The sequence below is a fragment of the Terriglobia bacterium genome (assembly GCA_020072845.1).
Lineage (GTDB): Bacteria > Acidobacteriota > Terriglobia > Terriglobales > Acidobacteriaceae > JAIQGF01.
The window spans coordinates 66204-78999 of record JAIQGF010000007.1; the positions used below are offsets into that span (position 1 = coordinate 66204).

Here is a 12796-nt window from a genome sequence, read left to right on the forward strand (position 1 = left end):
GCGTTGACCTGTGGTTCGCTCACTCCGGGGGCCGCCACAGCACCTCCTCGAGTCGCTGGCGAAACATGTTGAAGGAAAAATTGTTTTCCAGCCGCCGCAGCCCGGCGCGCCCCATCATGAGGCGCGAGGGTTCGTCGGCAATCAAGGTCATGATGGCGAGCTCCAGGCTGCGGGGATCGCCGGGTGCGGTCAACAGGCCGGTTTCGCCGTCAACAATGACCTCGGGCACGGCGGCGGCGCGCGCGCCGATGCAAGGTTTGCCGTACTGCATGGCTTCCAAGAACACGATGCCGAACCCTTCCTTGAGGCTGGGGAGCACGAACATGTCGCAGGCCTGGTAGTACAGCGGCAATTCGCGCTCCGAAACGCGGCCGGTGAACTTCACTCTATCATCGATGCGAAGCTGGGCGGCGAGGCGCTGCAGGCGGGCGCGATCGCTGCCTTCACCGACAACCACGAGGAAGGTGTCGGGCGCCTGCTTCAAAACCGCGGGCATCGCCTCCAAGATGAGATCAATGCGTTTGTAGAATTCGGTCTGATGGAGTCGCGACACGCTGAGCAACATGGGGCCGGGCGGCAGATGAAGCAGGGCGCGAGGGTCGCCGGTCGCGATGTCGGCGCCGCCGTAGAACGGATCCAGCGTGTCGGGAAAGGTGGTAAAGGCCAGACCGTTGATCTGGTTGTGGAGGAGCATCTCGTCGCGGGTAAAGTCGCTGACCGTCAGGATTTCATCCAGGCGCCGCACCCCCCAGCGCTGCAACGCGGGCAGCGGCTTCCATACTTCGATCCCGTGCGCGACCAGCACGGAATAGACGGCCGGGGCCGACATCTTCATCAGCGGCAAAACCGGGCAAAAATTGACGTGTCCGATGATGGCCGTGGTGGCGCGCCGGGCATGCTGCATAGCGGCGATCGTAAAGCGCGCCGTGTTCCGCTGGAAGGCATGGCAGGAGACGAGTTCCGGGTTGAAATAGGGAGAATCGTATGCGGTGCGTCGACGGTCATTGAGGACCAGCAGCTCGACCTGCCAGCCGCGCGATGCGGCGATGCCGTCGAGGGCCTTGACCAGCGAACGATTGAAGGTCTGGATGCCGCCGACAGCGTCGAACAGATCGGTGAACAGCACCAACACGCGTTGCTGTCCCGTGCGCGGAGCGCCGCGGCGCATACGGGGAACGTGATGGAGCGACGCCGGCTTCACGCCAAGGGTGGATGCGGATACGGTGTCGGACGAAGTGACGCGGGCCACGGGCGCGGCGCCGGCGCGCGCGGCAGCGGCGGCGGGGCGCTGGGTCTCCATGGCCCGGGCCAGGACCGAAAGGGCCCACGGCCGCGACCAATGCACTCCGCCCTTCCTGAATTGCGACCACAATTCCTGGACAGCGCGGGATTCGAACAGCCGGCGCGATTGGACATCGGCCTCGAGGAGTCCGGGGTCGGCCCGCAACCACTCGCCGAAGGGAAAGCTGAAGCCCTTCTTCGGACGGTCCCAGACAATGCGTGGCAGGGCATCCCCCAGAGCGTTGACCAGCAGCGGCTTGGGCGAATTACCACGCAAGCGCTTGGCGGCGGAGACGGCGAGCACGCCGGCGACAACATCATTGTCGAGATAAGGAACACGAGCTTCGATGGAATGCCGCATGCTCATGACATCGGTGTCTTTCAACAACTGGTTCTGCAGGTAGTGGTGAAACTCGAGGGCGACGAGGGAATCGACAAAGCTGGTGCGGGGCAGGCTGCCGGAACCGGGAATGCAGACGCCGAGGTCGCGCACCTCGCGTTGGGTGACGCCAAGAAATTCCTGGATCTGTTGTGGGCCGAAGAGGCCGCGGAACAGGAGATACATGTTCTCCGGCGTGGGATGGTGCAGGTAGGTGAGCTTTTCACGGCGTCCATAGGGCAGCCCGGTATTGTAGGCGGTGCGCACCAGAGGGGAGCGCACTTCCCTGGGAATGCGCGCCATGAACCGCGAGACCGTTGACAGGGTGGCGGCGCGCTGCAAATGCTGGTAGCCAAGGAACAGCTCGTCGGCGCCGGTGCCGGCAAAGACCACGGTCAAACCGAACGCTTTGGCCGCCTTGGAAACGAAGTAGGTGTTGACGCCGTCAACCGTCGGCTGGTCCATGGCGTCAAAGATGCGGGGTAATTCCTGAAAGAAGTCGCGCCGGGTCAGGCGGACCTCGCCGTGTTGCGTGCCGTACTTCCTGGCGATCACGCGGGCGTAGAGGGACTCGTCGAATTCGGGTTCATTGAAGGTGACGGAAACGGTCTTGATTGGCTTTTGGCCGGCAAGACTGGCCAACGCAACGAGCGCGGAGGAATCGATGCCGCCGCTGAGAAAGATCCCGAGAGGCACGTCGCTGACGGAGTGGACGCGCACGGCATCGGTGAGCAGCGGCAAGAGGCGATCGTCGGCATGGTCGGCCGCAGCCTCGGGATGAAAACACTGGTTGAGGTCCCAGTACTTCCGCTTGTGAAGGTTTCCACGGTCACAGGTGAGCATGTGCGCGGCGGGCAGGGCGTGTACGCCGCGAATGGTGGTCAGCGGCAAAGGCACCGATCCCAATTGCAGGAAGCGCACCATGGTTTCAAGATTGTGCTGGTACGGGACCAAGCCGCTGGCCATCAGCGATTGCACTTCGGAGGCGAACAGGAATCGCTCGTCGTCGGCATAGTAGTAGAGCGGCTTGATGCCGAAGCGGTCTTTGGCGAGCAGCAGCGCCGGCGCGCTGCCGGTGCGCAGCAAGGCGCAGGCAAACATGCCGCGGAGGCGCGGCAGCAGACCGTCACCCCATTCTTCGTAGCCGTGGAGAAGGACCTCGGTATCGGAGTCGGAGCGGAAGCGGTAGCCGCGCTCCATCAACTGCGAGCGCAGTTCGCGGAAATTGTAGATCTCGCCGTTGTAGGTGATCCAGGTTCGGCCGTCGGAGCTGCCCATCGGCATGCGCGCCTTCTCCGAAAGGTCGATGATGGAAAGGCGGCGCGCGCCGAGCACGGCCGCCGCGCCCGAAGCGGACGCGGCGTAGCGGAAATCGTGACCGCGACCACGGGCCTCAATCTCCCGCCGTACCAGGGGATCGTCGGCGAGGGATTCGGGGAAGAGAACGCCCCAATCGTCAGGACCGCGGTGGACCTCGGCGTCGAGCATGCGCAACACGGCGGTCACATCCTGCGATGTCACCGGTCCGGACAGCTTCAAGAGTCCCGCGATGCCGCACATGGTTAACTAAAAAGGTTCCTCTTGCGCCGGGAGGAAAGCAGCGCAGGGTTGCGTTTCCGCCGGCCGGCGCGAGATCGCACGCCGGGTGTTGTCGCCAGAAACGGCTCGTGGACGCGGTATGGAAAACCTTCCCGCCCGCCTGCATCGCCCAAAACCAGCGCTGGACGCGGAGTTCCGCCCGCGTTCTTCCGCATCAGGTTTCCGCCGTTGTCAGGAATATAGCACCCGCGAGTACGCGTCGAAAGTTCCGGGCAAGAATCAGATGTGTGCAAAAAGTCATTATCGCCTGTTCTCCACGGCACATACAGAGCGTTTTAATAAAGCAGAAAAACTGCTACTATCGGCCAACATCGTGGCCTCTGCCGTAATCGACGGCGTGCCGCCAGGAGCATGATGGATCAGAGGCAGTTGAGCGCAGGGAACAACATTCCTGTTCCTTACGAGCCCCAATCGGTTGAATTTCCCGCCATTCCGATAACCTCCGGCTACTATCCCGTACAACAACCAGGTGTCTCGATCTGGGAGTACCTGCGCACGTTGTACAAGCACCGCTGGCTGATCCTGGCGTCCCTGGTGATCGTGACGACGCTGGCGACCATCGCCACGGTGCGGATGACGCCCATTTATGAGGCGACGGGACGAATCGAAATCAACCGGCCCGCACAGGACATCCTGCCGTTCAAGGACTCCAGCGCGTTTGCCGGCGGCGGGGGCGATGACGACGCGGTCGAGCTCGAGACCCAGGTCAAGATCTTGCAGAGCGATGCGCTGTCGGCCGATGTGGCGCGGCGGCTCTCCGGGCCCTCGGCTACTTACCTGGGAATCAAGGCGAGCGCCGCCACCATGGCCGGAGACTCGGGAAAGCTCGACGTGACGCAGACCGCGCGTTCGGCGGGCAAGATCAAGTCCGGCCTGAGCGTCAGCACGGTGCCGCGGACGCGGCTGGTGGACATCCGCTATGCCAGTGCCAGTCCGCAAGTGGCCGCGGAAATCGTGAACACCACGATTGATGCCTACATTGAACGCAATATCCGCAGCCATTTCGAGTCGACGATGCAGGCGTCGGAATGGCTGTCGAAGCAACTGACCGATCTGCGCCTGAAGGCGGAGACTTCGCAGCAGCGGCTGGTGGATTACCAGAAGCAAAAGCAGATCGTCGGCGTGGATGATAAACAGAACATCACTCTCTCCAAGCTGGATGAGCTGAACCGGCAGTTGACACAGGCCGAGGCGGAACGCATCCAGAAGGAGGCCAACTACCGGATCACGCAAACCGACGACCCCGAACTGATTGCGAACCTGTCCAAGTCAGGTGAAAACACGTTGCTGGGCACTCTGAAGGCGCAAGAAGCTGCGCTGAAGACGCAGATTGCACAAATGCAGGTGCTGTACGGGCCGTCGCACCCGAAAATGGCGGAGGTGCGCAACCAACTGGCAGCAGTGGAGCTTTCCATCCAGGGGGAACTCAAGCGCAGCGCGGCACGGCTGCGCAGCGAGTACCAGATTGCGGCCCAGCGCGAGAGCATGTTTCGGCATGAGTTCGAGAATCAAAAGCTGGAAGCCAATGCGCTCAGCGAGAACGCGATCGAGTACACGATGCTGAAGCGCGACGCGGACACCAGCCGGCAACTCTACGACGGACTTCTCCAGAAGTTGAAGGAGGCGCAGGTCTCGGCGGGGTTGAATTCCAGCAACGTGCGGGTGGTGGACGGCGCCGCCGTGCCGTCACATCCGGCGCGGCCGAATAAGCGGCTCAACGTGATGCTGGGCTTGTTACTGGGCCTGGCCAGCGGCGTAGGCCTGGCGTTCCTGATCGAGTCGCTGGATACCACCGTCAGTTCCCCGGAAGAGGCGGAAGCCGCCGCCGCGCTGCCGTCGTTGGGAGTGATTCCGCTGAGCGCGCGCGCGCCGGTCCGGAAATTGCTGGCTCGGTCCAGTACGGCTGCTGCCCCAGACCATGGCGAATCGCAGATGGTAGCCCATTTCCGTCCGCGTTCGCAGTCCGCCGAGGCGTACCGCGCGCTGCGGACGTCGCTGCTGCTCTCCGGCTCGGGCACACCGCCGAAGACGATCGTGATCACCAGCCCGCTGCCGCAGGAGGGCAAGACCTCCACCGCGATCAACTGCGCCGTGGTGCTGACGCAGATGGGCGCGCGCGTCTTGCTGGTGGATTGCGATCTGCGGCGTCCCAGCATTCACCGCGCGCTGGGCATGCCGAACCGCACCGGGATGAGCACGCTGCTGGCCACGGGCAAGGGCTTCGACAGCATCGTCCTGAAGTCGCAGCAGATCCCCAACTTGTGGGCCGTGCCGGCGGGGCCGCCGCCGCCGCAACCGGCGGAGCTGCTCTCCTCCAAGTTCTTCCAAGAATGCCTGACGAAGTGGAAGCAGGAATACGATCACGTCCTCATTGACACGCCGCCGGTGCTTTCGGTGACCGACGCGGTGGTGCTCTCGGTGTATGCCGATTCGGTGGTCCTGGTGGTTCGCTCCGACGTCACCACGAAGAACGCGCTCCGGCAGGCGCGCGACCTGCTCCTGCAGGTGAATGCGCGCGTGACCGGCACGTTATTGAACGGCGTGGACCTGACCTCGCCCGGGTCCTACTACTACTATTACGCGTATGGTTACGGGCAGAAGAACCGCTACTACAACGAATCGCGGCAAAGCGAATCGCGACAGAGCGAATCGCGGCAAAGCTGATCGTCGGCGGCCGGGCTGGCTTTGCTTAGGATTGCCAGGCACGGCCGCGAACTTCGTATGCGCATCGAGCTGCACTCTCCCGGACGCAAGCTCCTGTACGGCCTGCTCTGCCTGGGCCTGATCGCGGGATACGTGTATCGAGCGGGGCGCGGTTACGTGGTTTCGCATTCCCTGGACAGCACCGACCCCGAGGTGCTGGAGCGCGCGGTGCGATTGGAACCGCAGAACGCCGAGGCCTGGTACCGGCTGGGCAGGGTGCGCTCCGTACTCCTGCAGGATATTCCGGGATCGATTGCGCCGACGCAGCGTGCCCTCTCGCTGGATCCCCGCCACGCACGCTACTGGCTGGACCTGGGGCTGGCGTATGAATACACGGGTGACGCGGCGGCCGAGCGTAACGCAATCGAAAACGCCGTGCGCTTCGATGCGCACGACCCCGACATTGCATGGGAAGCCGGCAACTTTTATCTCGTGGCCGGCAACACGGACCGCGCGCTGCCGCTGTTGCGGGCCACCCTGGAAGGTGACCCCACATACAAGCATCTGGGGCGGGCCATCCTGCTCAGCTTGCGCGCCACCAACAACGATTACGCGCGTGTGCTCGAAGAAGTAATCCCGCGCAACCCGAATCTGTATGTTGATTTCAGCAACCTGGCGGTGAGGACCAACCGCTTCGATGCTGCCGACATGATCTGGTCGCGCATGCTGGGGCTGGGCAAACGCGTATACCTCGGATCCACGAGAGCCTATTTTTCCTCTTTGATCGAGCGCAACGATTCGGCACGCGCACGTTCCGCCTGGAATGACCTCGCCAAGGTGAACCCCGAACTGGAGCCGTATCAGTACACCGATAACCTGGTGGTGAACGGGCGATTCGAAAACAACATCCTGAATGACGGCTTCGACTGGCACTACAACCGCAACGACGCCGTGCCCCTGGAGATCGACACTACGGGAGTTCACGGAGGAACCCACGCGCTGCTGATGACGTTTACCGGCCAACCGGTGGCCGAGTTGGGTTTGCGGCAGATCATCCCGGTGGACGCCGGCGAGTGCTATGAGTTCTCGGCATTCTTGCGTACCAGCGAGTTAGAGGGTGTCGGCGGCCCGCAATTCTCCCTGCGCGATGAAAAGACCTCGCGCAGTTACGTGCTGACCGAATCCATGACGGGTACGCACGGATGGGAGCAGCGCCGGCAGACGTTCCGCACCGATCCGGGCACGTATTTCCTGGACTTGAGAATCGTGCATGAGCGCCCTCTGACGACCATTCGCGGGCGCGCGTGGGCCGACGATGTGCGCCTGACGCGCGTCGCACCGGAGGCGTGCCGGTGAAAATGCCCGTTTCGGCGGCGTTCGGTACATCCTCGAGTTTGACCTGGCCGGAAGCAAGTGATCGCGCATCCTGGTGGAACCGCGTGCTTCTGTTAGGACTCGGCATCGTCATCGCCTTCGCCGTGCTGGCATTTGGCACGACGGAGCCCTGGTCCGAATTAATCCTCGAGTGCGCGGCCGCAGGGTTGTTCCTGCTGTGGGCAGCGCACCAGGTGGTGCAAGGGGCCATCGAATTACGACCCAGCCCGCTTTACCTTCCGGCGCTCGCCTTCGCCCTGCTGGTTGCGGTGCAACTGGTCACCGGAATCTCGGCCTATCGCTATGCGACGTTGCAGGAGGCCATCCGTTACCTTGCATACGGGCTGCTGATGTTTGTCGCCATCCAGTGCTTCCATAGCCGCCAGCAAATTCATGGCTTCCTGACCGGCATGACGATCTTCGGGGCCATGCTGGCGGTGTTTGGCATCATCCAGGACTTCACGGCGAATGGGAAGATTTACTGGGTCCGGCGGCCCCAATTCACCGCCTGGGGCTTCGGCCCTTACGTCAACCACAGCCACTGGGCAGGGTTGATGGAACTGTTGACACCGCTGCCGCTGGCGTTGATGATGCGGCGCCGCAACTCCGGAGCGCAGACGGTGCTGCTGGGATTCGCCGCCCTGATGATGGGGAGTACCATTTTCCTGTCGGGATCACGCGGGGGCATGATTTCCTTCGCGGCGCAAGTCGTGCTGGGGGCGGCGCTCTTGCTGCTTCGCGGCCGGTCCAGCGAGCGGCTTCGCGACGTTGCCATCCTGGCGGTGATCGGAGTGGTCTTCCTGGCATGGGCCGGAGGCTCGCGGGTCACCGACCGCATTGAGAGTGCCTATACTGCCGACGGCGCCACCATGAGCAACACGCTGGATGCGCGCTTCCGGCTGGCATTGTTTAAAGACACGCTGTTGATGGCCAAGGCGAGGCCGATCGCGGGATGGGGGTTGGACTGCTTTACCCGTGTTTTCCCCCGATTCCAGACCTTCTACAGCGATCGTTTCGTGAACGCGGCGCACAATGATTACTTGCAATTGCTGGCAGAAACCGGAGTCATCGGCTTCGCCATCATGTTGTGGTTCGTGATTGCGATGTTCCGCTCGGGGTTGCGGCCCAGAGTCCCGCCGGGTTTTGTGTCGTCGGCGAAAATGGCGGCCACGCTGGCGTGCACCGGGATCCTGGTGCACAGTTTCATGGACTTCAACCTGCATGTGGGCGCAAATGCGGCGCTCTTTTACGTCATGGCGGCCCTGGCGAGCGCCGAAGAGGTGGAAGGCGCCGGGCAACCGCTGGCGGCCCACCACAACGGACCGGTGCTGGTGCACGACATTACCCTGTGCTGATCCGGGCGTTGACGCCAGCAGCATTGAGGAGTATCCATCGTCAGCAAGGCAACTCCCATCGTTCACGCCGATACTGCCGAATTCGACCCAGCGCAGGGGTTGCTGATCCGCGCTCTCGCAGACCCGGATCAGCTTGACGAGTATTGCAGCGAAACCCGCAAAAACCTGGACTGGACACCGGTTTTCGAGCTGGCCGAAACGCAAGGAGTGTTCCCGGCGCTGGCCAGCCGCCTGGAGCCGCTGAACCAATTCCTGGACCCGGAAGTGCGGGCGGCAGTTCGCCACCGGTTTGAGTTGCACGTGCGCCGCAGCCTGGTGATGACCAGTGAACTGGTGCGCATCCTGCAACTGCTGTCGTCAATCAAGATCGAAGCGATTCCTTTCAAAGGCCCGGCCCTGGCAGTATCGCTGTACGGCGACGTCGCGTCTCGGGAATATTCCGACCTCGACGTCCTGGTCAAGCGCGCACAGGTTGCGGCGGCGGCGGCGGCCATGCGCCATGCCGGATACTCACAGGTGTACCCGGTGAAGGAGGAGCACCAGGAGCGATTCCTGGACTCGAACTATGAACTGGCATTCTCGAGCCCGGCGGGAATCCTGATCGAATTGCACTGGGACATCGCTCCGCGACACTTCTCGATGGCGCTTCCGGCGCAGGAACTCTGGGCTCCCCTGGAGACGGTGGTTGTCGGGGGGATGCAAGCGCCCGCGTTGTCGCCGGAAAACCTGCTGCTGGCGCTCAGCGTTCACGGCGCACATCACCTGTGGAGAAAGCTTGCGTGGATGCTGGACATCCACCGGCTCATTGCGATTACGCCGGAGATCAACTTCGGCCAGGTACTCCGAAGAGCGCGCGGCGCGGGGATCGAGAGAATCGTCCTGCTCGCGCTGGCGCTGGTGCAGTCGGTGTTCCACACGCCGCTGCCGGCCGATGTCCAGCAAGCCATCGCGCAGGATCGAGCGGTGGCGGCACTCGCCGGCGAAGTCAGGCGGGAGTTGTTATTCCACGAGGGATTCTCGGACGTGCAGTTCCATGGCTTTCTGCTGCGCGTCCGCGAACGCTGGCAGGATCGAGTCCGCTACGCTTCGCGGTTCGTGCTGACGCCGACCATGCAGGAATGGACGACCGTGCGCCTGCCGCGCCCCGTCCATTTCCTTTACTCCGGCATGCGCGTGCTGCGCGGGGTCGCGAAGGCGGGGCGCATGGTGTACCGCAGCGTCCGGGGCTGAAAGGGCCGCAGATCTATTGCAGGCGGATCTGCACCAGTCCTGCGAGTGCCGCCGCGGCATTGATTCCGCGTGCCAGCATGTTCGCGGTAGGAATTCCCGTGCGCACGAACGACTTCTCGCAGTCCGCCGTGGAGGGCCCGTGCATGTCGCCTTCCATGTAAGCCAAGCCCGGGCAGCGCGTGCAGGACGCGACGTGAGTGCAACTGGAGCAGGTGGGCAGATCGCGGGCGCGGATGGCGCGCACTTCCTTCAACTGCGGCGAGTCCTTCCAGATGTCAATAAATCTCTGCCGCCTTACGTTCCCACAGGGCAGCGGAAACTGCACGCAGGGATAAACGTCGCCATAGGGCGAGACGTAGCACGCGGTGTGTCCGGCGCTGCACGGCAATCCATCCATGACGTCGTCGTCGGCCGCGGGCGGCGGAGCGCAAAACTCCTCGACGTTGCCGACCACGGCGGGATCCCGGAATGTCTCCTGCAAAACCTTGGTCGTAGCCCGCATGCGCAGGGTCGACGGATTCCCGTCCATCATCGGCGTGATGGTGGGATCGAGGGTGTAATTGGCGCCCAGTTCCGCCGCCAACTCATGGACGCCGAGATGGTGGTCCATGTTCTGCCGCATGAGGACATTGGCAATCGTCACCTTCAGCCCCTGCGACTTCAAGAAACGGATGGCGGCGATGCTTCGCTTCAACGAGCCGGGCAGCTTGGTAATGCCGTCGTGCACCTCGGGGCGATCCGAGTAAATACTGATCTGCACCTGTTCCACACCGAGGTTCTTGAGCCGCTGCGCCTCTTTTTCGCGGATCATGACCGCGTTGCTCTTGATCTTGACGTTGAACAGCAGCGAGCGGGCATAAGTAACGATGTCGAAGAAATCTTGCCGCAGGAGCGGCTCTCCACCGCTGATGGTGAGAAACAAGATGCCTGCCTCGGCCAACTGCTTCAGCAGGTCCTTGATCTCCGCAAGGCTGAGCTCGCCTTTGTCGTCGTGGTCGAGGTAGCAGTGCTCGCAACGCTCATTGCAGCGGTAGGTAATGTCGAGCTGCGCGCTGATGGGAATGCCCAGCGCCAGCGCGCGCGCATTGACGTCGACCATCAGGCTCATCGCGGCTCCTGTTGTGGCAACTTCGCGCTTTCCCCAATCGGATCCGGTGAAACCAGCAGGATCCCGTGCTGCGCCAGTTCCTGCACGAACGACGAGGCGTCCTGGTACGCCGCGTCCGCGTCCACCGCAAAGTCGCGGCAGACGCGCTGCTCCACGATGTCACGCAGCGGGGTCGCGCCATCGGCCGATTCCCAGATCGCCGTCGCCACCGGGTTGAGGGTAAACAAGGTGGAATCCACCGCTGACATGACGATGGTCTCGCCACCCAGGTTGCGGGAAGCTATCGCCGAACTCCGTGCAATGTACATCACCCGATCAACTCCCATACGCGGGCGTCGGGAACGAACACCAGCCGCTCCATGCGCACCCGCGTCGCAAATTCGCATGCATTCTGAAACACCGTTCGCACCAGCTCCGGCTCGTGAGCGAAGAATAAAGTATTTCTCAGCAGCATGCCGGCGGCTTCGGCAGGATCAACCGGCGCGAAGCGGTTTTCCGGACCCTGCACGAGAAAATAGACCGCCTCCAGCGGCGCCGAAATGTTTTCCCCAATTTTCGCCAGCTCGCCCGCGAACGGCGTACCGTAGGCGCGGTAGCCGCCGGCCTCGCGGCGGACGTAGGAAATCTCGTCCGTGAGCAGCGTAACGTCCGCCGGCGCCAGCCGCGATATGGTGGTCTTGCCTGCGCCTGAAATTCCGGAAAACAGGAACGCCTTGCCGTTGCGGATAGCGCCGGCGGCATGCAGCAGGAATCCGCCCTGGCGCGCCAGGATAAGGCTGTGCAGGATGCGCAGCACGGCATCGATGGAGTAGGGATTCGCCGTCTGGCGGACGCGGCCGCGGCCTTCGGCCGGATTCCACTCGGCGCGGAAGTCGCCCCGGCGCATGGACCACAGCCCGTCGCGGCACCACACCTTGACGTCCTCGTCGGGATGGGAAGACTCCGGCGCGCACAGCTCCACCGCCAACTCGAACTCCGGCGCGGCGGCGTCGTCCACAAACGTGTCATAGCGCGACCGCAGCATGTCCTGGAAGACGGGGTCGGAGGTGCGCACATCAATGGCGATGCCCCCGATGTGAATGGCGATCCGGTCGAGCGTGGTTGGCGCGGCTACGGACACATATCCTCGTTCGATCGGCCGGGTAAGCTCAGAACGTCATGCTCCGCCGCCACGCGTGTACCCGCAGCGCCACGCGGCTGGACCATGCTCGCCGAAACAGGAACGACGCCAACTGCGGCGCCCGTCCCCAGCGCGTCCGGCACACCCCACGCGCGCCGCGCGCGATGTTGGTCACGCAACCCAGAACTTGCGAAGCCGCCACCGGCGGATCGGAATGCGGAGTCGCATCGCCCTGCGTGACGACCCACCTCTCTCCCTCGGCCTCCCGAATGCGGGTGACGCGGTGGATAAACAGGCGCTCGCCGCGCCGGTAGAGCACGATCTCGCCCCGCTTTAGCTGTTCAGGACGGCACCGCTTGAGGGTGAGCACGTCGCCCGGCCACACCGAGGGGAGCATGCTCTCTCCCCAGGCCCGCAGGCGCAAACGGCCGAATTGCTTCAGCACGTCGAGCGCTACGGTCATAGCCGGACTGTCGCCCACCGCAAGCAAGCGTCGCCCGGCCTAGGAGCTCTTGGTGTTGAGGTGACACTGCTGCTGGGTGGAGTCGTGCTTGCCACAGCTCAGCGCCATGGTTTCGAAGATCCGCTCATGACGGAACGAAGGCTTCTGATACGGCTTCTTCGGCAGCTTACCCTCGGCCGCCGGATTCGACTGCGCGGTTGAGCGGTCTTCGTTAGACATATGGTTATTCACTCCTGCCTTCATT

General features: G+C 63.2%; 11 protein-coding genes. 5 read left to right on the plus strand and 6 right to left on the minus strand.

Annotated features, from left to right (window positions below):
* Positions 1-19 precede the first annotated feature (19 nt).
* The gene (asnB, locus tag LAN70_06720; protein ID MBZ5510847.1) at positions 20-3199 is read right to left on the minus strand and encodes an asparagine synthase (glutamine-hydrolyzing); all 3180 of its coding nucleotides are present in this window, start codon (positions 3197-3199) and stop codon (positions 20-22) included.
* 139 nt (positions 3200-3338) lie between these two features.
* Between asnB and LAN70_06725 the strand changes: the two genes are divergently transcribed.
* From LAN70_06725 to LAN70_06745, 5 genes are all read left to right on the plus strand, one after another.
* Positions 3339-3614, plus strand: coding sequence for a hypothetical protein (locus LAN70_06725; GenBank protein MBZ5510848.1), 276 nt, complete (start codon positions 3339-3341; stop codon positions 3612-3614).
* Positions 3611-5923, plus strand: coding sequence for a polysaccharide biosynthesis tyrosine autokinase (locus LAN70_06730; GenBank protein MBZ5510849.1), 2313 nt, complete (start codon positions 3611-3613; stop codon positions 5921-5923). The genes LAN70_06725 and LAN70_06730 overlap by 4 nt, the downstream gene beginning before the upstream one ends.
* A 57-nt stretch (positions 5924-5980) precedes the next feature.
* The gene (locus tag LAN70_06735; protein MBZ5510850.1) at positions 5981-7258 is read left to right on the plus strand and encodes a hypothetical protein; all 1278 of its coding nucleotides are present in this window, start codon (positions 5981-5983) and stop codon (positions 7256-7258) included.
* 83 nt (positions 7259-7341) lie between these two features.
* On the plus strand, positions 7342-8631 hold the full coding sequence (locus tag LAN70_06740; protein ID MBZ5510851.1) for an O-antigen ligase family protein: 1290 nt from the start codon (positions 7342-7344) through the stop codon (positions 8629-8631).
* 99 nt (positions 8632-8730) lie between these two features.
* Entirely contained in the window at positions 8731-9861 is a 1131-nt protein-coding gene (locus tag LAN70_06745) for a nucleotidyltransferase family protein (GenBank protein MBZ5510852.1), read from the plus strand.
* 13 nt (positions 9862-9874) lie between these two features.
* Here the strand turns inward: LAN70_06745 and LAN70_06750 are convergent, their stop codons facing one another.
* Genes LAN70_06750 through LAN70_06770 form a run of 5 tightly spaced genes read right to left on the minus strand, consistent with a single transcriptional unit; the run spans position 9875 to position 12771 of the window.
* Positions 9875-10969 (minus strand): radical SAM protein, encoded by a 1095-nt coding sequence (locus LAN70_06750; protein MBZ5510853.1) that lies wholly within the window; start codon positions 10967-10969, stop codon positions 9875-9877.
* Positions 10966-11277, minus strand: a complete 312-nt coding sequence (locus tag LAN70_06755) for a PqqD family protein (GenBank protein ID MBZ5510854.1) — start codon at positions 11275-11277, stop codon at positions 10966-10968. Before LAN70_06755 ends, LAN70_06750 begins: the two co-directional genes overlap by 4 nt.
* On the minus strand, positions 11277-12089 hold the full coding sequence (locus LAN70_06760) for a hypothetical protein (GenBank protein MBZ5510855.1): 813 nt from the start codon (positions 12087-12089) through the stop codon (positions 11277-11279). The genes LAN70_06755 and LAN70_06760 overlap by 1 nt, the downstream gene beginning before the upstream one ends.
* 28 nt (positions 12090-12117) lie before the next feature.
* Positions 12118-12552: a signal peptidase I gene (locus LAN70_06765; GenBank protein MBZ5510856.1), complete on the minus strand. Its 435-nt coding sequence runs from the start codon at positions 12550-12552 to the stop codon at positions 12118-12120.
* A 39-nt stretch (positions 12553-12591) separates the two neighbouring features.
* Positions 12592-12771, minus strand: a complete 180-nt coding sequence (locus LAN70_06770) for a hypothetical protein (protein MBZ5510857.1) — start codon at positions 12769-12771, stop codon at positions 12592-12594.
* Positions 12772-12796: the final 25 nt, after the last annotated feature.